The sequence below is a fragment of the Gracilibacillus oryzae genome, assembly GCF_009498735.1.
GTDB lineage: Bacteria > Bacillota > Bacilli > Bacillales > Amphibacillaceae > Gracilibacillus > Gracilibacillus oryzae.
Window position 1 is genome coordinate 33,969 of record NZ_ML762430.1, and the last position, 21,369, is coordinate 55,337.

Sequence of the window (21,369 nt, forward strand, 5' to 3'; positions counted from 1 at the left end):
TTGGGAGGTGGGTATTTTGCATGATAATACAAAACTACCTTTGTTCATTATAACTGGTGCCAGCGGAACGGGGAAAACCACAGCAGTTCCAGCTATTCGCAAGCTTATGCCAGCCTTTGACGTGATTGATATTGATGTAATATACAAAGATGTTGGGGACTGGCAAAAACTGAAAAATATCTGGTTAACTGTTGCAAGTGAGATAGCAAAAAGTGGTCGAATGACTATTCTGTGCGGTACCATAATGCCGTGGGATGTAGAAAAGTGTGATAATTATAGCTGTTTTAGCAATATTTATTACATAAACTTGCATTGTGATGATAAAACAAGAGAAAATCGGTTAAAAGAGAGAGGCTGGAGCATGGAACTAATTCATGAACATAAGGAGTTTGCGAAATGGTTAACAGAAAATGCAGACAAGGCTTATTATCCAGCTATGCCTACCATTAATACTACTGAAAATAGCCCGGAGGAAGTGGCACTTAAGATAAAAGAGTGGATCTTAGACTATACAAAATAACTGGGCAGATATGCTGATTCCCAAATAAGAAAACAAATGGATTTCCTCAGAGGGGAAGTGATAAGATGAATACGTTCTATTACACCAGCCCGATACTGGGTTTTCTTCGACAGCACATCAGAAATGAAGAGAATGGCAAAATAGTAACTGTTCAAACGAAAATAAGATTTCGGCCAAGTTACAAGTTTTATCGCAGCTCAGAATTATTGTATAGAGCAACGATTAGAAATACAGCAATTCCAAAAAAATTTCAGTTTGACATTACTGATCCCCATGAAAATCATCTAGCAACCATTCGTAACATTCCTATTACGAAAAAAAGCACCGTATTCAGCGAATACTCTCTCGCGATGAAAAATGATGTCTTACATATAAAATTTGCTATGGCGCATAAGTCTTTTACAATTCAAGATTCTGACCAAAGAGTAATTGTTCAAGGCAGTTTGGTATCCTCGCTTTTAAGCAAGCTGATAAATTATAAGAAGTACAAAGTCGACATACATGAAAATATAATTCCGAATGAACTGTGGATGGCCATTGTGACAGGGATTTTTGCGCTTGAATAAGCGGAGGCTTTTAAAAAAAAGAATCACCATAAAAAATAAACATAGAAAAAAAAGTCCTCCTCTTATTCAGAAGGACTTTCTATTTTTTTAGTGCTTGCAGATGCTTCGCTTGTCTCGTGTTCTGCATCTCCATGTCCAGGTCCATACAGATTTAATATCACCACACCTGCCAGAATCAATATTATCCCTGCAACACTTGCCATGTTAATTTTTTCTTTCCAGATTAAAACAGAAATAATCGTTGTTGCGACAATCCCGATCCCTGACCAGATCGCATACGCAGTATTTAAAGGAATGGTTTTCAGTGACAGTGACAAGAAGAAAAAACAGGCAATGAACGCAACGATAACTCCAATTGTAGGATAAAGTTTGGAAAATCCTTCCGATGCTTTTAGCAAAGAAGATCCAATCAGTTCGCCGATGATGGCTAATAATAAATATAGATATGACATGCATGCTCCTGAATTGTGTTCATCAAATATCTGTATTTTCTCCTCTTTTTATATTTTCTGCAAGTAAAATCCACTGATAGCAAAATGGATTCTCTTTAACTTCGATAAAATCGCTATTTATATTTTAGTTAAACCGATTCGAATTTAAAAAAACCATTAACACAAAAAGGAAAATAGTGTTAAAATCAAAGTGACGTTGCAACAATAATAGATTGGTATGCGTAATTAAAAGGGCTTATCTATGGCTATCTGTTTTCTTACATATCATTTTCTCCTATCTAGTGGTGGGGAATATGCTGGAGTTCGGGTTATTACAAACTTTACACTTCATTACTTGATACTAGTCTTCGTCTTTATAAATTGGATCATTTTTGAAGTTAAGAAAAGCTACACCTGCAAGTTCATCTTTTTATGGATGATTTATCCAATACTTTATTGTGTTATTTCCTGCTTAAGAGGATTGTTTGATGGATATTATCCGTATTTCTTTTTTAATCCGAATGGGGAAATTCCAGCAGGTGTGGGCAGTTATACGAATGTCGCATTGTTTATCGCTGCATTTTTAATCGTTTACCTCATCCTAAGCTCCTTATTAATCCTATTGAACAGATTATTTCTCCATAAAAAAATGAACTCTTCATCTGAACATGATGTAAGGGATACAAAATTGCTCTAATTAAAAAGAGGTGGTTATCATGGACAGACTAACACTTTTAGGCGGAACATTAATAATTTCAGGGACTATCTTATTCGGAATGGTTCATCTCGCGATCGCACTATATGTTCCGAGTGTGCAGGGATGGGAAACGTCAGAAATATTTCAGCAAGCAAGGAATAATATTCTATTAAATGTCCCTTATTTCTTAAGTATTATTTTTATTGTTGGGGGATTTCTACTTGTCCTAAGAAAAGAGCTTAAAGTGTTTATCAATTTTTTAACAGGTGGAAAGTAATGTTTTAGATCATGGGCACATCCAAAGATTTATTCCCTGGTCTCCAACTGTGCCTATGTTTCAATTCAAGAAAAATGGTTGCGCTTCCAATGAAAATATTGTATATTATTTAGAGAAAACGATTGCGCTATTTTAATAAGAAAATGGAGCGATATTTTTTTAGATAATAATGCAAACGCTTGCACAAAATTGCATTATTGTTGCATGTAAGTTGCACTATCAATTTAAAGGAGGGAGCATGATGATAAACAAAAAAGGAAAGAAGCCTGTCATTTTGATGATGATAGCCATAATGTTTTTCAGTTTGTTTACAAGTATAGCACCTATTGGTTCAGTAAAAGCAGCAGAAGAGGTTGAACTAGATCAAATAGCAGAAAATGAAATAAGGATTCATTATGATATCGGTGATTATAATTTCTCTGATATTGGTGCATGGTTATGGGGAGATGTAACAAACCCTTCCGATGAAGTAAGTGATTGGCCAAATGGTACTTGGTTTGAAGAGGGTGGAACAGATCAATATGGCGCATATATTGATGTGGCAGTAAATGAAAATGCCCAAAATATCGGATTGAAAATTAATAATCGTGCAGGAGAAGGTCTAACGGATGATATTTCTATTGATATATTGTCTGAACAAATGAATGAGGTATGGCTTACAACCGATGGACAAGTATATTATTATGAGCCAAAGGAATTCGAAGAGAATATAATTCGAGTACACTTCCAAACAGATTCGGAATCCTACCAACCGTGGGGCGTCTGGTCATGGGGAGATGTAGCAACAGAATTAACAGACTGGCCTGCTGATGCCCATCCTTTCTCTGATGAACAAGTTGGAAAGCATGGGGCATATGTCGACATTCCTTTAAAAGAAAATCCTGGTTCTATTGGATTTACACTTGTGGAACGAATTGAAAACGGACAGCAGACGAAGGATTTAAGTTTTACTGATCTGGAAAATCATCGTCAAATTTTCTTGAAAGATGGTGAGGAAACAGTATATACCAACCCGTATTATGTTGCGACGAAGGCAGAAGAAGAGTTGCCTGAAGAACATGAGGGGGAAGCAGAGATTAGTGTCGAAGGATCCGTGAATCGCAGTTTTACGTATAACGATCATGCGGTACTATCTGTGAATATTACTAATCATTCAGAACTTAATATTCAATCCATTTATGCAGATACGACGGCATTGGGCGGAAAAGAACGCTTGCCAATTTCACCGGAATTAAATGAAATGACTCTATCAGTACGTCATGATATAGAACCAGGAAACAAAACGATTCCAGTTACTGTAGTTGATGAACAAGGTGGGACTTATTCGACCAATGTGACGGCAACTGTCGCACCTAGAGAAGTGAGTGAAACAACGACAGATTGGGACGAATCGATTATTTATTTTATGCTGACAGACCGTTTCTATGATGGTGACCCATCAAACAATGACCCGTATGGATTAAATTATAGTAGTTATGATAACCAGCGAGGAACCTATCAAGGCGGCGATTTTAAAGGTGTTATGGAAAAACTAGACTATCTTGATCAATTAGGTGTAAACACGATCTGGATTACACCAATCGTAGAAAATATTGGTTATGATGTGAATTATAATGCAGCAGAAGGTTCATATTTTGCTTATCACGGTTATTGGGCAGAAGATTTTGAAAAACTGAACCCGCATTTAGGTACGTTAGAGGAATTTCATCAGTTAATTGATGCAGCTGCTGAAAGAGATATAAAAATAATGGCAGATGTTGTCTTAAATCATGGTGGTTACGGTTTGAATCAGTCGGAAACCAATCCACCAGCTGGATATCCAACAGCAGAAGAGCGCGGACGTTTTGACGGGATGTTTAGAGAGCAAGCAGGATCTAATGATGAAACGATGTCATTGTCCGGCCTGCCAGATTTTGAAACAGAAGTAGCCGAAGTGCGTAATCAATTAGTAGAATGGCAAAAAAATTGGATCGAAAAATCAACTACAAAAAATGGGAATTCATTAGCTTATTATCGTGTCGATACGGTAAAACATGTAGATGATACTACTTGGCAACATTTCCGTAACGAATTAACAAAAGCAAAGCCGGATTTCCAATTAATTGGAGAAGCTTGGGGAGCTGGAAAGTCTGATGATCAAGGGTACCTGAAGTCTGGTATGATGAATTCCTTATTAGACTTTGAGTTTAAGGCAACCGCAACAAGTTTTGTCAATGGTAACCTGGAAGGAGCGAACCAGGCATTAATCGATAGAAACACCACCATCGATAATACCGCCTTACTTGGTCAATTTTTAGGCAGTCACGATGAGGATGGCTTTTTGCACAGTCTTAATGGTGATGAAGGGAAATATAAAGTTGCAGCTACGTTGCAAATGACAGCCAAAGGGCAGCCTGTCATCTATTATGGGGAAGAGTTAGGGCAAAGTGGGGCAAATAACTGGCCATTATATGACAATCGTTATAATTTTGCTTGGGATCAAGCAGAAAATAATGATATGTTCACACATTATCAGAAAAACTTAGATTTTCGTAAAAAATTTTCAGATATTTTTGCAAAAGGTCTAAGAAAAACCGTGGCAGGTTCTGATCAAGATCATTTCTTGTTAGTGGAACGAAATTTTCAAAATGATAGGGTATATATCGGATTAAATGTAGCTGATACAAAACAAACTATTAGCGTGAAAGTGGATAATCAAGCGGCTGTCATTACAGATCATTATGCGAATAAAACATACCAAGCAACTGAAAATGAAGTGGGTGAATATGTTATTGCCATCGAATTACCGGCTAAAACGGATGGTGGTACCGGGCTATTAACAATTTCAGAAGGCTCTATTTTATCAGGAGAGAGTAGTGATGATGTGCCTAGCACGCCAGAAGCAGGAGAAATTCCAGAAGGCCATCTGCGTGTCCATTTCCCTGCAAATAATAATATGGATGAATTAGGATTATGGATATGGGAGGATGTGGCAACCCCTTCAGAGACTGTTGGTGCTTGGCCAAGCGCAGCATTAAACTTTAAAGAAGAAAATAAAACCGATTATGGACATTATGTTGATGTGGAATTAACGGAAAACGCAAAAATGGTAGGGATGTTACTTTTAAATCATGCAACTGGCGAAAATTTATCTGGTGATTTATTTGCTGACATCCTAGCACCTGAAATGAACCAAGTTTGGATCACAGAAGATTATAAGACTTATCCTTATCGGCCTTTAAGTAATAAAGACGGAAAGATAAGAGTGAATTTCTATCAGGAAGAGGCATCTTATAATAATTTTGGTCTTTGGGCATGGGGAGACGTGAGACAACCAACTGCGAATTGGCCAGATGGTGCTCATTATTTATCAGACAATCGTCTTGGTTTGAAAGGATCGTACTTTGATCTTCCATTAGTTGAGAATCCAAGCCAAATTAACTTCTTATTTTTAAACAAAGAAACAAATTGGCAGTCAGGAGATTTATCTTTTTCTGCATTTGACAAACATACACAAGTTTTTGTTCGAGAAGGGGATGACCAAGTGTATACGAATCCATACTTTGTCAAAGAAGAAGGACTAGTAAAAGGAGAAATTATCTCAAATAAAAAGATCGAACTCGGTTACACTTCAGTAGCAGGGCTAACGGATGAAACGCTTCTTGAAGAGATTGCAGTGACAGATAACGAAGGCAAAACATTAACACTGGATTCTGTTACCATTTCTGAAGAGGATCAAATAGTAATGCTGCATGGTACATTCGATTTAGACAAAGCACCTTTTACTATTACCCATAATGGCAGGAAAGCAACTGCTTCCATTGGTTGGCGATTAAAAGATGAAATGTATGGTTATGAAGGAAAATTGGGGCTTGAAGTACATGATGCTTCAAACGCTGCATTAAGATTATGGTCACCAAGTGCTGACAATGTTTCGGTAGTTTTATATGACAAAAATGATCCAAACAAGATAATTAAAGAAGATATAGAAATGATAAGAGGGGATAAAGGAGTATGGCAAGTTGATCTAAATCAAGAAACCACAGGCTTAAATAATCTATTAGGCTATTATTATCATTTTGCCATTGAACGTGAAGGGGAAACAGTTCTTGCATTAGATCCATATGCAAAATCAATGGCAGAATGGACGAATGATAATCCGGAAAATAAGGTTGGAAAGGCAGCTATCGTTGATCCAAGTCAAATTGGGCCAGAGCTGGATTATGCAAAGATTGATAATTTTGAAAAACCTGAAGATGCTATAATCTATGAGGTGCATGTTCGAGATTTCACTTCTGACCCATCAATTGACGAAGAATTAGAGGCACAATTCGGGACATTTTCCTCTTTTGTGGAAAAGCTAGATTATATAGAAGATTTAGGTGTTACCCATATTCAATTACTACCAGTTATGAGTTATTATTTTGCAAATGAAATGAATAATGAGGAACGTTTGCTAGACTACTCTTCTACTGATACTAATTATAACTGGGGCTATGATCCACAGAGTTATTTCTCATTAACAGGGATGTATTCGGAAGATCCAACCGACCCTGCGAAGCGAATTGAGGAATTTAAAAATTTAATCCAAGAAATTCACCGTCGTGACATGGGAGTAATTTTAGACGTTGTTTACAACCACACGGCACAAACTCATATTTTTGAAGACTTAGAACCAAATTACTATCACTTTATGAATGCAGATGGAACACCGCGTGAAAGCTTTGGTGGTGGACGACTAGGCACAACTCATAAAATGGCTAGACGTATCTTGGTAGATTCTATTAAATATTGGGTGGACGAATTTAAGGTCGATGGATTTCGTTTTGATATGATGGGAGACCATGATGCCGAAAGTATTCAAATGGCATATGATGAAGCGAAAAAATTGAATCCAAACATTGTGATGATAGGAGAAGGCTGGCGAACTTTTGCAGGAGATGAGAATTATCCAGATGTACAACCAGCAGATCAGGACTGGATGCAAGAGACAGACAGTGTTGCTTCTTTCTCAGATGAATTTCGTAATGAATTAAAGTCTGGTTTTGGCAGTGAAGGACAGCCACGTTTTATTACAGGTGGGGCAAGAGATATTCAAACTATCTTCAACAATATAACTGCAGACCCTGGTAATTTTAAGGCGGATGACCCGGGAGATGTTGTATCATATATTTCAGCACATGATAATTTAACCTTACATGATGTGATTTCACAATCGATTAAAAAAGATCCAAAAGATCATAAAGAAGAAATTCACAAACGAATTCGCTTAGGAAATTTGATGGTCTTAACATCACAAGGGACTTCATTTATCCATGCTGGTCAGGAATATGGTCGTACCAAGCAATTCAGACATGAGGATTATAAGGGGGAAGCAGCAGAAGCACCATATAAATCAACATTCTTAACAGATGGAAATGGGAATCCTTTTGAGTATCCATATTTCATTCATGATTCCTATGATTCTACTGATGCTATTAATATGTTTGATTGGGAAAAAGCAACAAACGAAGCAGCTTTTCCAGTAGAAACTACAACGAGAACTTATACAAAAGGATTGATAGAGTTAAGACGCTCAACTGATGCATTCCATCTTGCAACAAAACAAGATATCGAAGCAAAAGTGAAATTATTAGATATTCCAGAAATTAAGAAAGAAGATCTTGTTATTGCTTATCAGTCAGAAGATTCTCAGTCGAAAGAAGAATATTTTGTATTTATAAATGCGGATAATCAAACAAGAACACTATCATTAAAGGAAAATCTTACAAACGGAGAAGTAGTTGTAGCAGGAGAAAAAGCAGGTATTCAAGCCATTTCTGATCCCCAGGGGGTTAAGCTGACTAAAGAATCAATTGAAATTGCACCATTATCCTCTGTTGTCATTCGATTACATGATGAGACAGACGAGAATAATACAGACACAGACCAGCCTGACAATGATGATAGTAATTCTAATAATGATAGTAATACTGATAATGATAGTAATTCTGATGCTTCGGATCCAGATTCAGAAAATGAAGAGCAAGAAGATACACCTTCTGCAAATGTTGGAACTGTCGTTGTAGACCGGGAGGCAATAGAAGTAAACGAAGACACAGACGAAGATGGGAAAGCCGTTTCGACGGTAACTTTACAACCAGAAAAAATATTGAAGCAAATTGAAAGAAGTTCCAACCTGGAGCGAGTAAAGATTAAGCTTGATCAGCCTTCAGCATCTCGATCTGTTACTTTTTCTATTACTGCCCAAATAATCCATGCTATTAAACAAAAGAATGAAAATGCTACTATTCACTTGGAAAGTAATCAAGCAATCTATAAACTTCCAATTCAGGCTTTAGGCGAGCTAGAGGAGAATACAGAAGTGGAAGTGTTAATGGAAGTATTACCAGATGAAGAGGTGGCGGAACTTTTCCAAGATCATTTATCCAATGTACAAGGTCCAGTAGTACGGTTTGAGGTAAATATTAAAAATGGAAACGATGTAAGTTCCTTTGATCAATATGTAGAACGTTCTGTGAAGCTGCAAGATCATACTATTGATCCTGACAAATCAACAGCTGTTTTAATAAAAGGTAAAGATGATATTAGTTTTGTTCCATCCTATTTTACTGACAATACAGTAGTAATTAAAAGTCGATCTAATTCACTGTATACCGTAATTGAAAAGGAAACAGAATTACATGATATCGAAAATCACTGGGCAAAAGATTCCATTCAAACTTTAGCCAACAAATGGATTGTTAATGGTTATTCTGATCAAACCTATAAACCAGACAAAGAAATAAGCCGTGCGGAGTTTGCTCGATTAATAGCTGTCAGTCTGGCAATAGAGCCGAACAAAACCGATTCCTCTCCATTTACAGATGTTGATGGTGACGAATGGTTTGCTGACAGTGTGCATGCCTTAGAAGAAGCGAATCTCCTTACAGGCTATACAGATGGAAGTTTTCGCCCGGATCAATCGATTAGCCGTGCAGAAATAGCTAGTATATTAAGTCGTGTAGCAGATTATATTGATGTTGATTTAGAAAGAAAAAATCATTCTCTTGCTGATTTACAGGATGTGAATCAAATTCCTGAGTGGGCTGCAGAGGAAATCGAAAATGTGTTACAATTAGAGATTATGCAAGGTTATAATAACGCTTTCACACCGAATGATGATGCGACAAGAGCGGAAATGGCTGTTGCGTTATATAACTTGTTACAGAGAGTAAAATTTATTAATTAAAATCATAAAGAGACCATTATCAACATTCATTAAACTTGGATGTTGGTTTTGGTCTTTTTTGCTGTTTTATTCCTGAGAACGATGATTTTGATCGGCAACGGTAAAGGAATCGGACGCGAAACATCCTTTGTCAGGAGGCGTTTCGGAACCTTACATTCTGTTATAATTAATGTCAGATGGGAAAAGCAAGAATCGATTTAAATTAATGTACTGCTTGGCGACTGAATAGTGCATTTTTTATAAATGGAAGTAAAATGCTTACAATTAAAGTGGGGACTTGAATCGTAAAAGAATTATTTCTCTAAAAAAGATTTAGAAAGTATTGCGGCAATGGTGGCTGGAGGTCTGCGAATATCAAAAAAGGCGGGATATGATGGAAGTTAGTCTTTGGATGTATATAACAGTTTATATCGCTCAATTAATCGGAGTATCCTTAGCATTAGCTGTTTTTCCTTCTCTATATTTTAAAAGCAGAAAAAATGGAATTTTGCTCCTTGTCATTATAATTATTGCAATCCTCTATTCGTTAATACAGGGATTTAGTGCATCAGCCGCTATGGGCACAGGGATGTTGATTATAAGCATATGTCTATTAGCAGCTGCTTATATTAATGTTCAAAGACAAAAAGAAAAGAATTATACTCATTAGCGTGTAATATTGTTTTGGGGAAAACAGGGAAGTGACATTATATAAGGCATTCTTGAGTAAAGCCAGGAATGTCTTTTTTCTCACTATCCAAAGGAAAATAATGTTATGATTGCAAGAAGAAAAAACTTATTTACATAGCGCAGGAGGAATGGATATGAACCAAATATTCACAATAGACTGTGGCGAAATCCTATTAAGAGAATTTAGAATAGAAGATGCAGATGCAATTTATGAATTGACTTCACAACCAGAAGTATATAAGTTTTTACCAGATTGGCGGTCAACAAGAGAACAGAGAGTAAATTGGATTACCAATTATGAAATACCAGATAATAAGGCATTTCTAGCATCTGTCCCAAACGTTGGGGAAAGATGGCTAAAGTTAGGAATCGTGCTAAAAGATACAGATGAATTAATCGGTTTCTGCAATACCGGGATAAAAGAGGACCTGAGCAGACCAAATCGCGAAGTAGCTTATGCAATTTCTAAGCATTACAGAAATAAAGGCTACACCACACAAGCAGTTAAAGGACTGATCACATACCTTTTTGAAAACACGGATGTCGAACAACTGAATGCTGTCGTGCTGCCATACAATACAGCTTCGAATAAAGTAATAAGAAAATGCGGTTTTCGTCTAAGTGGAGATATTTTGATAGAAGATCAGCAATACTATCATTACATACTAACGAAGAAAGAATATCTAACGAAAATTTAGAAAATGGCTTTCGATTCTCATACGATAAGTGTCCGTAAAACAGGAAATCATTTTGGAGGTAACCATATGCTGATAAAAGCAACACTGCCAGAAGCGAAAGATGCTGCCTTTCTTGCATCACTGCTCTGGCCTGGCCAATCATTAGAGGAATTTGTACAGGAGATGAAAGATTTTATAGAAAATGCGGATTCAGCAATTTTTCTGGTCTATAGTGAAAGGGAAGCAATCGGATTCGCTCATTGTGAATTGCGAAATGATTATGTGGAAGGGACAAATTCCAGTCCCGTAGGATATTTAGAAGGAATTTATGTGAAAGAGAATTACCGCCAACAAGGCATTGCCAGAAGGCTAGTTCAGGCATGTGAAAATTGGGCAAAAGGAAAAGGCTGTCAGGAATTCGCCAGCGACTGTGAGTTAAATAATAAAGACAGTCTTGGAATGCATCTGAAATTGGGATTTGAGGAAGCGAATCGGATTATATGTTTTAAAAAGAAAATATAACAGTAAAGTAATTCTATAAAAGAGGAGTGCTATTTGTACTCTATTGTAACTTTTACCAAACCTATTCGACTAATAAAGTACATAAAGATAGAGATCACCAATAAAGGGGGAATTTCCATTGATACCGATTATCTTGTCCATTATATTACTAATTGCCCTTGCTTTTTCGATATCTGTTGTGTTTAAGAAAAGAAAAAAGGCTGGCATAACAGGGATCAAAAGTGCATTAACTCCCATATGCCTCTATCTCATAGCGGTGACAAATTTATTGGCTTACTGGTTTGATTTTATGGGATTGATAAATTGGACAATCATTGTAATTTTACTGATTTTAGGAGCGTATTTTATGAAATATATGCCAGCTTCGGAACAATGAAACTATCTGCATGAGAGTGTAATGCTGACTCGTGTTATCGAAGTTAAAAAATTTTATAAAAAAACGAGTGATTGAGTTTGGATAAATGTGATTCGTGGTAATGATTACTAAGTAGAACGAACCGGTTTACAGAAGATAGTGCAACAAGATTAAGCGGCTTTTTATGTGTTATATTAGTAGCCTTCTTCTTGTAAAAAAATCCTGATAATTTTCATAAAAAAATGAACCCCTAATCGGCTTCGTTTATGTTACTATAGCCATAGTGGGAGAGTGGAAATGCATAGATATTTTTAGCATTTTTTCTCCACAATATTTACAGAAGAAAGGTAGTGTTTTAATTGAAGAGAAACCGCACATTTTTAGTTGGGATGTTAGCAGCAATATTGCTTACAATGGTTGCATGTAACTCATCTGACGAGTCCGAATCAACGCAGGCCAGCCCATCACAGGATAATAGCCAAACTGCCGATTCTTCTGATGTTGAAACGGAGATTAACACAATCGAAACAGCGACTCTTAGCGAAGATATTACTAAAGAAGAGAACGCTTCTACAAAATATAGAGAGGGTAAAAAAGAAGAATATCAGGAAAAATTAAAGGAAACAAAAAAGGAAATGGATGAACTCCAAAACAATCCAGAGGCTGATTCCACTACTGCTTTAAAAGAAGTACAAGGAAATCGCTACGAGGTTTGGGATGATATGCTTAATGAAATTTACGCAATTTTAGAAAAGCAGCTTCCTGCAGAAGAAATGGAACAGCTCAGAGAAGATCAGCGTGAATGGCTTGATTTACGTGAAGACACGGCAAAAGGAGCTTCTTTAGACTATGAAGGCGGGACGATGGAACAATTAGAATATGTTACTGTCCTTGCTAATTTAACAGAAGATAGATGTTTTGAATTAGTGGAAGATTATATGTTGTAACTCTTATTACGAGAAGGATCGTCATTTGACGGTCCTTTTTTTTCAGCTATATATTCATCTTGCTCTATGTTATACTGAAAGAAAAATAGGGTGGACAGATTCAATGACTCAGAAATGATTTTTATCGAAAAACGGTTTCTTCCAGGCGATAAACTGCCGAATGAAAATGATTTATCAGAGGAACTCCACATCAGCAGAACAACTCTTCGTGAAGCAATCCGGATATTGGTTACGAACGGCATTCTGGAAATTAGACGGGGAAAAGGTACATATATAAAAGAAGATATTGATGAAGATAATATGGAATCATATGATTCGCTGACAAGTGCGAAGATGAATGCAAGAGATTTATATGAAATGCGCCTGATTTTCGAACCAGAAGCAGCTTATTATGCGACAATTCGGGCAAGCGATGCAGAGATCAAACGTATATTGGATTATGGAAAACAAATAGAAGAGAAGATCAAACAGAACGAAGACAGAACAGGAGTGGAACGTAACTTCCATAAATCGATCGTAAAAGCAACCCATAATGAATTTATGGAAAAGCTTATGCCAGTCCTGTACCAGGCAATTGATAAGGGTGTCATTTTATCAACGAAAAAAGAAATGGCAGTGCAGGACACAATCAATGATCATAAAATGATAATGGAATTCATGGAAAGCCGCAACCCAGAAGGAGCCAAAAGCGCCATGAAAATCCATATACTACATGCCATGAAGGACTTAGGCATTGAATAGTAATTAGAAAAAGACATCTGGAGAAGTTCCAGTATGTCTTTTTTTAATATAAGACGAAAAGTGATGTGATCAAGGCAGAGTTTTCGTTGTTATAGAGAAAAATAAGAGGAAAAGCAACTGAGCAAAGGCGGAGATTTCCAGGTAAAACAAAGAATAAGAGGAAAAGTGTCCGAGCGAAGCCGGAGATTTCCAGGTAAAACAAAGAATAAGAGGAAAAGCGTCCGAGCAAAGGTGGGGATTTCCAGGTAAAACAAAGAATAAGAGGAAAAGCGTCCGAGCAAAGGTGGAGATTTCCAGGTAAAACAAAGAATAAGAGGAAAAGCGTCCGAGCGAAGGCGAAGATTTCCTTGAAGACAAAGCAGATAAGCAAGTCTTCTTACAAACTGGGCAATCACCCAGTTTTTTACTGATCAATTTGTCCAACAAGTATATTGACAGCAGACAACTTCCATTTTAAAATATGAATACATAGAAAAAATGGGGGTTGGGAATATGAGAAGTGATACGATTAAAATTGGGGTAGATCGCGCACCACACCGTAGCCTTTTGTATGCTACAGGAAAAGTTAAAGCAAAGGACCTTGGGAAACCATTTATTGGAATTTGTAACTCTTATATTGATATTATTCCAGGTCACGTTCATTTACAGGAATTTGCGAAAGTGGTAAAAGAAGCGATTATTGAAGCTGGCGGTATTCCGTTTGAATTCAACACTATTGGTGTAGATGACGGGATTGCGATGGGGCATATTGGTATGCGTTATTCTTTGCCAAGTCGTGAACTAATCGCTGACAGTGCAGAAACAGTAATTAATGCCCACTGGTTTGATGGGGTTTTCTATATTCCAAACTGTGACAAAATTACACCAGGTATGCTAATGGCCGCTGCTCGTACAAATGTACCGAGTGTCTTCGTTTCAGGTGGGCCGATGGAAGCTGGGATGAGCTCCAGTGGAAAACAGCTTTCCTTAACATCTGTTTTCGAAGGTGTTGGCGCATATAAAGCTGGTAAAATGACAGAAGAAGAATTTAATGACATTGAAGCAAATGCTTGTCCGACATGTGGATCATGTTCCGGAATGTTTACAGCTAATTCCATGAACTGTTTAATGGAAATGCTGGGTGTAGCTCTTCCTGGGAATGGTTCGATTGTTGCAACAAGTCCAAAACGTAAAGAATTGATTTATGAAGCAGCAAAACATCTAATCCGTATGGTGGAAGAAGATGTAAAACCTCGCGATATTATTACAAAAGAAGCAATTGATGATGCATTCGCACTGGATATGGCGATGGGTGGATCAACCAATACAGTTCTGCATACATTGGCAATTGCCAGTGAAGCAGGCATTGAATATAACGTGGAAGACATTAATAAGGTAGCTGCACGTGTCCCTTATCTTGCCAAAATTATGCCAGCATCTGATTACTCCATGGATGATATCAACAAAGCTGGCGGGGTAAGTTCCATTATCAATGAATTGACGAAAATCCCTGGTGCCATCCATCCAGATCGTTTAACCATTACTGGTCAAACAATGGGTGAACTTGTAAAAGATTATGAAATTACTAATAATAACGTGATTCGTTCCAAAGATGATCCATACAGCCCTGTTGGCGGTTTATCGATTTTATTTGGGAATATTGCCCCAGAGGGTGCGGTAATCAAAGTAGGAGCAGTTGATCCTTCAATTACTGAATTCACAGGGGAAGCCATTGTATTTGAATCACAAGAAGAAGCACAAAAAGCAATCGATGATGGCATAGTACGAGAAGGACATGTTGTCATTATCCGTTATGAAGGGCCAAAAGGTGGTCCAGGAATGCCGGAAATGTTAGCACCAACTTCTGCTATTATGGGACGCGGTTTAGGAAAAACAGTTGCCCTTTTAACAGATGGACGTTTCTCAGGTGCATCCCGTGGTATCTCCATTGGACATATCTCTCCTGAAGCAGCAGAAGGAGGCCCAATTGCATTGATTGAAAACGGAGATATCATTGAGATCGATTTACCAAACCGAACAATGAATGCAAAAATTTCGGATGAAGTGTTAGCAGAACGCCGTAAATCATTAAAACCATTTGAGCCAAAGATCAAAACTGGCTGGTTAGGAAGATATTCCAAACTTGTAACAAACGCATCCAAAGGCGGAATTATGAGTATCTAATATATATGAGCATATCAATTTTTAATTGATATGCTCTTTTTCCATTATATGACGTTTATTAATCGCCTTATTTGGTAATTGATTAATAAAGGTGGTGTATCTCATGTCAGATAACAAAGAACAAAACTATTACCTCAAAAAATACTGGAAAGCATGGGTTGGTTTCTCGTCCATTTTTTTACTATTAATTTTGCTGCATGAATTTGTAATTGAATTTGGGGGGTTAAGGTATTTTATATTAATAATTCCTTTAGTTGTCCCTGCTATTTTTTATTATTATGCACTTTTTAGAGAAAAGGGAAATTAATCCATTTATTTTGCTTAAACCTTCCTTTCCTCTATTTCAACTTCCTTTTTTCCGCAACAAAATCTGTGCGACAATAGCCAAGACTGGCAGCTCGATCAATGGACCAATAATCAGCGCAAGAGCAATCAATGGCTGATCTGGGAAAGCAGTAACGGCAATCGCCAGAGAAACTGGAGAATTCCGTGCGATTATTGTCATATGTAAGCTGACAGTATCCTCCCACTTCAATTTAAAGACTCTTCCAATAATTTGCGCTACAAAAAAGTTGATGACAAAAAACAGCAATAATGGAACAAGCATGAATACAATAACTTCCAGGTTCGCAAAAAGATAAGAGCCCTGTGACGCAAACATAGCAATAATTGCGAAACATAAGAATACGATCTGGGAGGAAGCAAAAAAGGGAATTATCTTTTTCTTAAAAAAGTTCTGCTTCCTCTTAAATATATAACGTGTAAGGCTTGCCATTAAAAATGGAAGAAATAAAACGATAACAACACTCTCAATAAGGCTAGCCAGTCCTACAGTCTCCATTGTACCTGCGAAAATAAATAAATAGACAGGTAATAACATCACTTGCAGGAGTAAATTGACAGGAAGGACAGATGTGGCAAGCGGCAAATTCCCTTTGGCAATCGAGGTGAAAACTAAATACCAGTCTGTACATGGTGTCACAAGCAGCATAATAAAACCGAGCCATAAAGCGGGATGGTCGGACAGGAAGATGGCTCCCAATCCCCAAGCTAAGAGTGGTGTCCAGATAAAATTAATGATGGTGCTTGTACTGAAAAATCTAATATTTGTGAATGCATTTTTGATATTTTTTAATGGAATGGTTAAAAAAATCCCATAAAGCATGATCAATAAAAATGGAAGAATAAAAGAATCTGCGTTCTGATTCATCCAGTGAAACTGGCCTAGAAATAGTCCTATCCCAACAGAAATAAGTATAATAATTGTCTGCATCTTCTCCACAAGTTTCATCGTAAACCCCTTCACTCTATGTCCGAATTACTGTTTACTTCTTATTATAACTTAAATATTTTCCTTTAGCATGATGACTCCTTTTCTGCTTCCCCTTAATTCTTGTATTATTAGCTGAGAAAAATGGGTATGTGATAAGAAGAAGCAGAAAAATGAATAGTTAGTAACTTGAAGGAGTGGACATATGAATTTAGAAGAAGTTTTTAAAAATCAAAAGCCAGAAAAGCAAGCATCCAATTGGGAAACAACAGAAGGCAGTCATGGAATGGTTGCCTGTGCGATAAAAGAAGCAGCCGAAGCAGGCGAACAAGTATTAAGAGATGGCGGAACAGCTATTGACGCAGTAATCGCCATGCAGTTTGCTCTAATCCCGACAGAAGCGATGAACACAAGCATCGGAGCTGGCGGGTTCATTGTTTATTATGATAATGAAAAGAAAGAGACAAAGGTAATCAATGGCCATACAAAGGCGCCATCAGGAGCTAGGCCGGATTTATTTCATGATGAAAACGGGGAAATCATGCCATTTGATGAGCGTTCGACAAGCCCGCTATCCGTTGGGGTACCTGGTATTATGAGGGCAATGGAACTGGCACACAAACATTATGGTACGTTGTCACTGGAACGGCTGATTGAACCTGCTATTAAACTGGCAGAGGAAGACTTTGAGCTTAATCGGTTATGGGACCGGACACTGGAAATATTTGAAGACAGATTAGGGGAGGAAGCCAGAAAACTTTTCGTGCCAAACGGAGAACGTCTGAGAGAAGGAGATAAACTGAAGCAGAAAGACCTTGCAAAAGCATTAAAAATCATCCGTGATCAAGGCTTTCAAACAGTATATGAAGGCGAGATTGCCGATGCGATTGTTTCCACAATAGAGAAACAGGGCGGAATTTTAACAAAAGAAGATCTCAAAAACTATCAGGCTTCGATTGATGAACCATTCTGGGGCAGCTACAAAGATCTGGACCTCGCATTTCCGGGACCTCCGAATGGCGGCGGCTTTGCCGTCTCCCAGCTGTTAAAACTGCTGGAGCCAATAGATATTACCAAATACGGCCTATATTCTTGGCAAAAATATCATATCCTTGCAGAAATGATGCGTATCGTGCTCGCCGATCAGCAGACCCATCTAGGGGATCCAAATGTTGTGGATATCCCTATGGAAGGACTGTTTCATCCAGATTATTTAGAGGAAAGACGTAAAATCTTCTCATTTGATCATAGAAAAGAAGACATAAAAGGCGGAGACCCTTGGAAGTACCAGCAAGGAGAAAAATCGAATCGTATGGCGAAAAGAGATGACAGTAAAAAAGGGATGGATACCACTCACTTTACAGCAGTAGACCGCTGGGGCAATATTGCGGCATGTACCTCCTCGATTGAGCGGATTTTCGGTTCAGGCATTATGGTTGAAGGCTATGGATTTATGATGAATAATGACCTGACCGATTTTAACCCAGAGCCTGGGACAGTAAATGAACTGGATGCCAACAAATTTGCGGTCAGCTCTAAATCGCCGACCATTGTCTTCCAGGACGGAAAGCCATTCTTCACCTTAGGCTCACCAGGTGCATCGACAATTGTTGGTTCCGTTGTGCAAGTTCTTCTGCATGTGCTGGAATTCAAAATGGACTTAAGAGAAGCCATTGCGGAAACTAGAATCTTCAATAACCCGGATGTATCAATGGAATGGGAAGATGGAATCAATGAAGTCGCAATGGAAAAATTAGAAAAACTCGGTTATGAACTGGATCGCAGCTTCCAAACCCAGACAGCAGATGACCGAATTGGAGATGTACAGGCTATCCTGATTGATCCAAAGACAGGAAAATTTTACGGAGCAGCTGATTCACCTCGGCCAGGACAGGCTAGAGGGGTGGAAGAGGATAAATAAACTAGTGAGGGCTAGCATATAGTCCTCTTTTTTTGTCATAGTTTCAGAAAGTGTTCTGGAAATTTTAAAATGTTTCTGTTTGAAAACATCATGGAATAATTAGGATTTAATGTTAAAATAATTATGTTAATGGAAAGCCAATAGCCGGGGAGATATGATGATGAAAAAAATGATACTAATTCTATTAGTATGCATTGTAATGGTAGCATTTTGGTTCTACACTCCGAAAAAGATTAACAGAACTATTAATGGTTTAGCTTATCAGTTGGGCAATGAAGAGAAAATAGAGAGGGTGGAAATTATAATCACTGGAGAACAAAGATATACGTTAACAGGTAAAAGGAGATTCTTCGGAACGTTGGATATTAAAGGAGAGGAAATCCCTGTTCCACAAAATGAGCGAGAAATAACTCTGAACTTTGAGTTAGGTAATTATTCTCCTATCTATTATTTTTATTCGACTAGAGTGAATGGTGATTATACACCACAAATACATAATTATGGTACGATTTATACGAATAAAGATTTAAGTCAGCTGACGATTATGAAATTAAAACATGAAGGTGACAATGGCTGGTGGAATGGCAGTGAAGGGTTGATGGTAACAGCACCTGCCCAAACTAGGAAGGAAGCCATGGAATTGTCTGATAAACTTATCAAAAGATATCAATTGCGTGAAGGAGAATTTAGGTACATACCCGAGAGTTAGGGAGGGATACCTTGCTTTCCTGCAAAAATATAAATGTATGGAGAGGTTTTTATATGAAGGAACAGAAAAGATTTCCTGATTTAGAGACAGAACGGCTGACTTTACGTAATGTCAGCAATAAAGATATCGATTTTATTTTCCAGTTATTTAGCAATCAAAAAGTATGCGAATATCTTTATGATGAAGAGCTTTATACTGAACGAAAAGAAGCAATCGAATTTGTTGAATGGAACTCAAATCCGGAAGAAAAAGGTTATAACCGATGGGTATTGACAGCAAAGAATGATCACTACAGGCAAATTGGTACTTGTGGTTACGATTATTGGGATAGAACGAATAATATTGCAGAAATAGGCTATGATCTGTGGCATGAATATTGGGGTCAAGGATATATGAGGGAGGCATTGATAGTTGCCATTGAGAGCGGATTTAATAATATGGGACTGAATAGAATTAATGCATATGTTGCTTTAGAAAATACTAAATCTATTAAACTGTTGGAAAGAATCGGGTTCACGAACGAAGGTATATATCGGGATAAGCATTTGTTTAGAGGCAAGTATTATGATCATTATTCTTTTTCATTGTTAAAAAGAGAATGGAACCAGCTTTAAGAAGTGGGGAACAAAAGTCCATGTCTATGGAAAAGTTACCATAATAGAAGAAAAAGAAGTAATGGGAAAATTAATGAAGCAAACTGTTGATTTCGATTAAGTAAATCTTATAAGATTCCAGCAGAAAGTATAATTTTAAAGAAATAGTAGTATGGTGCTAGAGGATATTTATGTTGCAAATAAGGAGAATGAGAATGTTTACAACATTAGAAACAGATAGACTAATATTAAGAGAAATTACCAAATCAGATGCAGAAGGGATATTTTCCTGTTTCTCCAACGAAAGTGTCATAAGATATTATGGTCAGGATAGATTAGAAACTATTGAACAAGCAGAGTCATTCGTTGATTTCTTTGCAAAAAACTTCAAGGAAAAACGAGGCATACGCTGGGGGATGGAAAGAAAAGGTGAGAAAGGATTAATAGGTACAATTGGATTTAATGGCTGGTCCCCGAAGCACAAAAGAGCGGAAATAGGTTATGAAATACATCCTGACCACTGGAGAAAAGGTTATACTTTGGAAGCGGTATTAAGAGTAACTGAATACGGGTTTGAGACATTAGAACTTAATCGCATAGGAGCAGTTGTATTTATCAACAATCAAGCATCGAATAATCTATTAACCAAAGCTGGATTTCAGAAAGAAGGTATACTCAGAGATTATATGTGTCAAAATGGTGAATCCCATGATACTTATGTATATTCTATTTTAAGAAAATAGAATTGCAATAGAAGGAGCTGAGTATGGTGAAACAGGTATGGGAGAATTTCCAAAAAATAAAGGATTGCTTTTTAGAGATGACCGAATTGGAGATGTACAGGCAATTTTGATTGATCCTGAGACAGGGAAATTATACGGAGCCGCTGATTCACCTCGGCCAGGACAGGCTAGAGGGGTGGAAGAGGAAGATTGAGAAAATACTTTGCTATATTTTTCAATCCAGGTTTAATAATAGTATAATAGAGTAAGCAATAGAGAGTTCCAGGGTGGTAGTCACTCCCTCCTTCGAGGAAGAAAGGGGGTGATGCTTATGACTGTTTTCGAAAGTCTGGTTATTATGATTAGCTTTGCTAGTCTT

At 37.4% G+C, this 21,369-nt stretch carries 20 protein-coding genes; 18 read left to right on the plus strand and 2 right to left on the minus strand.

All coding sequences use genetic code 11. The features are described 5' to 3' along the window. The first annotated feature begins 16 nt into the window (after nt 1-16). Together F9U64_RS10535 and F9U64_RS10540 are read left to right on the plus strand one after the other, a co-directional pair. On the plus strand, nt 17-520 hold the full coding sequence (locus F9U64_RS10535) for an AAA family ATPase (protein WP_153403182.1): 504 nt from the start codon (nt 17-19) through the stop codon (nt 518-520). A 65-nt stretch (nt 521-585) separates the two neighbouring features. After that, nucleotides 586-1,086, plus strand: a complete 501-nt coding sequence (locus F9U64_RS10540) for a hypothetical protein (RefSeq protein WP_153403184.1) — start codon at nt 586-588, stop codon at nt 1,084-1,086. A gap of 62 nt (nt 1,087-1,148) precedes the next feature. Here F9U64_RS10540 and F9U64_RS10545 read toward each other — a convergent pair whose 3' ends face one another. Continuing rightward, nucleotides 1,149-1,538, minus strand: coding sequence for a DMT family transporter (locus tag F9U64_RS10545; protein ID WP_153403186.1), 390 nt, complete (start codon nt 1,536-1,538; stop codon nt 1,149-1,151). Between the two features lie 241 nt (nt 1,539-1,779). On the opposite strand from F9U64_RS10545, the gene F9U64_RS23575 reads away from it, so the two are divergent. The 11 genes from F9U64_RS23575 (at nt 1,780) to F9U64_RS10595 (ending at nt 16,082) form a co-directional block, all read left to right on the plus strand. Further along, nucleotides 1,780-2,214: a Pr6Pr family membrane protein gene (locus F9U64_RS23575; RefSeq protein ID WP_194287336.1), complete on the plus strand. Its 435-nt coding sequence runs from the start codon at nt 1,780-1,782 to the stop codon at nt 2,212-2,214. A gap of 19 nt (nt 2,215-2,233) precedes the next feature. Further along, on the plus strand, nt 2,234-2,491 hold the full coding sequence (locus tag F9U64_RS10550; RefSeq protein ID WP_153403188.1) for a hypothetical protein: 258 nt from the start codon (nt 2,234-2,236) through the stop codon (nt 2,489-2,491). 241 nt (nt 2,492-2,732) lie between these two features. Then, the gene (locus F9U64_RS10555; protein ID WP_153403190.1) at nt 2,733-9,701 is read left to right on the plus strand and encodes a pullulanase; all 6,969 of its coding nucleotides are present in this window, start codon (nt 2,733-2,735) and stop codon (nt 9,699-9,701) included. Nucleotides 9,702-10,074: 373 nt separating this feature from the next. Continuing rightward, on the plus strand, nt 10,075-10,350 hold the full coding sequence (locus tag F9U64_RS10560) for a hypothetical protein (RefSeq protein ID WP_153403191.1): 276 nt from the start codon (nt 10,075-10,077) through the stop codon (nt 10,348-10,350). A 154-nt stretch (nt 10,351-10,504) separates the two neighbouring features. Continuing rightward, nucleotides 10,505-11,068, plus strand: a complete 564-nt coding sequence (locus F9U64_RS10565; RefSeq protein ID WP_153403193.1) for a GNAT family N-acetyltransferase — start codon at nt 10,505-10,507, stop codon at nt 11,066-11,068. A 66-nt stretch (nt 11,069-11,134) separates the two neighbouring features. Continuing rightward, entirely contained in the window at nt 11,135-11,569 is a 435-nt protein-coding gene (aac(6'), locus tag F9U64_RS10570) for an aminoglycoside 6'-N-acetyltransferase (protein WP_153403195.1), read from the plus strand. A gap of 118 nt (nt 11,570-11,687) precedes the next feature. Beyond that, nucleotides 11,688-11,945 carry a hypothetical protein gene (locus tag F9U64_RS10575; protein ID WP_194287337.1) on the plus strand — a complete coding sequence of 86 codons (258 nt, stop codon included), beginning with the start codon at nt 11,688-11,690 and terminating at the stop codon, nt 11,943-11,945. A 338-nt stretch (nt 11,946-12,283) separates the two neighbouring features. Continuing rightward, nucleotides 12,284-12,871 carry a lysozyme inhibitor LprI family protein gene (locus F9U64_RS10580; RefSeq protein ID WP_228275667.1) on the plus strand — a complete coding sequence of 196 codons (588 nt, stop codon included), beginning with the start codon at nt 12,284-12,286 and terminating at the stop codon, nt 12,869-12,871. Between the two features lie 90 nt (nt 12,872-12,961). Further along, complete coding sequence (locus F9U64_RS10585) at nt 12,962-13,612, plus strand: FadR/GntR family transcriptional regulator (protein ID WP_228275668.1); 651 nt, start codon at nt 12,962-12,964, stop codon at nt 13,610-13,612. Between the two features lie 492 nt (nt 13,613-14,104). Then, nucleotides 14,105-15,775: a dihydroxy-acid dehydratase gene (gene ilvD / locus F9U64_RS10590; protein WP_153403197.1), complete on the plus strand. Its 1,671-nt coding sequence runs from the start codon at nt 14,105-14,107 to the stop codon at nt 15,773-15,775. Between the two features lie 103 nt (nt 15,776-15,878). Continuing rightward, nucleotides 15,879-16,082, plus strand: a complete 204-nt coding sequence (locus F9U64_RS10595; protein WP_153403199.1) for a hypothetical protein — start codon at nt 15,879-15,881, stop codon at nt 16,080-16,082. A 36-nt stretch (nt 16,083-16,118) separates the two neighbouring features. Here the strand turns inward: F9U64_RS10595 and F9U64_RS10600 are convergent, their stop codons facing one another. After that, nucleotides 16,119-17,066 carry an arsenic resistance protein gene (locus F9U64_RS10600; protein ID WP_153403201.1) on the minus strand — a complete coding sequence of 316 codons (948 nt, stop codon included), beginning with the start codon at nt 17,064-17,066 and terminating at the stop codon, nt 16,119-16,121. A gap of 184 nt (nt 17,067-17,250) precedes the next feature. Here F9U64_RS10600 and ggt point away from each other — a divergent pair, with 184 nt between their 5' ends. The 5 genes from ggt to F9U64_RS10625 all read left to right on the plus strand — a co-directional run bounded on the left by ggt (nt 17,251) and on the right by F9U64_RS10625 (nt 21,204). After that, nucleotides 17,251-18,966: a gamma-glutamyltransferase gene (gene ggt / locus F9U64_RS10605; protein WP_153403203.1), complete on the plus strand. Its 1,716-nt coding sequence runs from the start codon at nt 17,251-17,253 to the stop codon at nt 18,964-18,966. 160 nt (nt 18,967-19,126) lie between these two features. After that, nucleotides 19,127-19,675, plus strand: coding sequence for a hypothetical protein (locus F9U64_RS10610; RefSeq protein ID WP_153403204.1), 549 nt, complete (start codon nt 19,127-19,129; stop codon nt 19,673-19,675). A gap of 53 nt (nt 19,676-19,728) precedes the next feature. Further along, complete coding sequence (locus F9U64_RS10615; protein ID WP_153403206.1) at nt 19,729-20,289, plus strand: GNAT family N-acetyltransferase; 561 nt, start codon at nt 19,729-19,731, stop codon at nt 20,287-20,289. A gap of 194 nt (nt 20,290-20,483) precedes the next feature. Continuing rightward, nucleotides 20,484-21,011, plus strand: coding sequence for a GNAT family N-acetyltransferase (locus F9U64_RS10620; protein WP_153403208.1), 528 nt, complete (start codon nt 20,484-20,486; stop codon nt 21,009-21,011). Between the two features lie 37 nt (nt 21,012-21,048). Further along, a complete protein-coding gene (locus F9U64_RS10625; protein WP_153403210.1) occupies nt 21,049-21,204 on the plus strand; it encodes a hypothetical protein in 156 nt (51 codons plus the stop codon). Nucleotides 21,205-21,369: the final 165 nt, after the last annotated feature.

Bases quoted from the DNA above. Each gene is read 5' to 3' on its own strand.
- F9U64_RS10625 (WP_153403210.1), top strand. From the start codon at position 21,049: ATGGGAGAATTTCCAAAAAATAAAGGATTGCTTTTTAGAGATGACCGA.
- F9U64_RS10600 (WP_153403201.1), bottom strand. From the start codon at position 17,066: ATGAAACTTGTGGAGAAGATGCAGACAATTATTATACTTATTTCTGTT.
- F9U64_RS10545 (WP_153403186.1), bottom strand. From the start codon at position 1,538: ATGTCATATCTATATTTATTATTAGCCATCATCGGCGAACTGATTGGA.
- F9U64_RS10560 (WP_153403191.1), top strand. From the start codon at position 10,075: ATGGAAGTTAGTCTTTGGATGTATATAACAGTTTATATCGCTCAATTA.
- F9U64_RS10595 (WP_153403199.1), top strand. From the start codon at position 15,879: ATGTCAGATAACAAAGAACAAAACTATTACCTCAAAAAATACTGGAAA.
- F9U64_RS10540 (WP_153403184.1), top strand. From the start codon at position 586: ATGAATACGTTCTATTACACCAGCCCGATACTGGGTTTTCTTCGACAG.
- ilvD (WP_153403197.1), top strand. From the start codon at position 14,105: ATGAGAAGTGATACGATTAAAATTGGGGTAGATCGCGCACCACACCGT.
- F9U64_RS23575 (WP_194287336.1), top strand. From the start codon at position 1,780: ATGGCTATCTGTTTTCTTACATATCATTTTCTCCTATCTAGTGGTGGG.
- F9U64_RS10610 (WP_153403204.1), top strand. From the start codon at position 19,127: ATGAAAAAAATGATACTAATTCTATTAGTATGCATTGTAATGGTAGCA.
- F9U64_RS10620 (WP_153403208.1), top strand. From the start codon at position 20,484: ATGTTTACAACATTAGAAACAGATAGACTAATATTAAGAGAAATTACC.
- F9U64_RS10550 (WP_153403188.1), top strand. From the start codon at position 2,234: ATGGACAGACTAACACTTTTAGGCGGAACATTAATAATTTCAGGGACT.
- F9U64_RS10555 (WP_153403190.1), top strand. From the start codon at position 2,733: ATGATAAACAAAAAAGGAAAGAAGCCTGTCATTTTGATGATGATAGCC.
- F9U64_RS10565 (WP_153403193.1), top strand. From the start codon at position 10,505: ATGAACCAAATATTCACAATAGACTGTGGCGAAATCCTATTAAGAGAA.
- F9U64_RS10615 (WP_153403206.1), top strand. From the start codon at position 19,729: ATGAAGGAACAGAAAAGATTTCCTGATTTAGAGACAGAACGGCTGACT.
- ggt (WP_153403203.1), top strand. From the start codon at position 17,251: ATGAATTTAGAAGAAGTTTTTAAAAATCAAAAGCCAGAAAAGCAAGCA.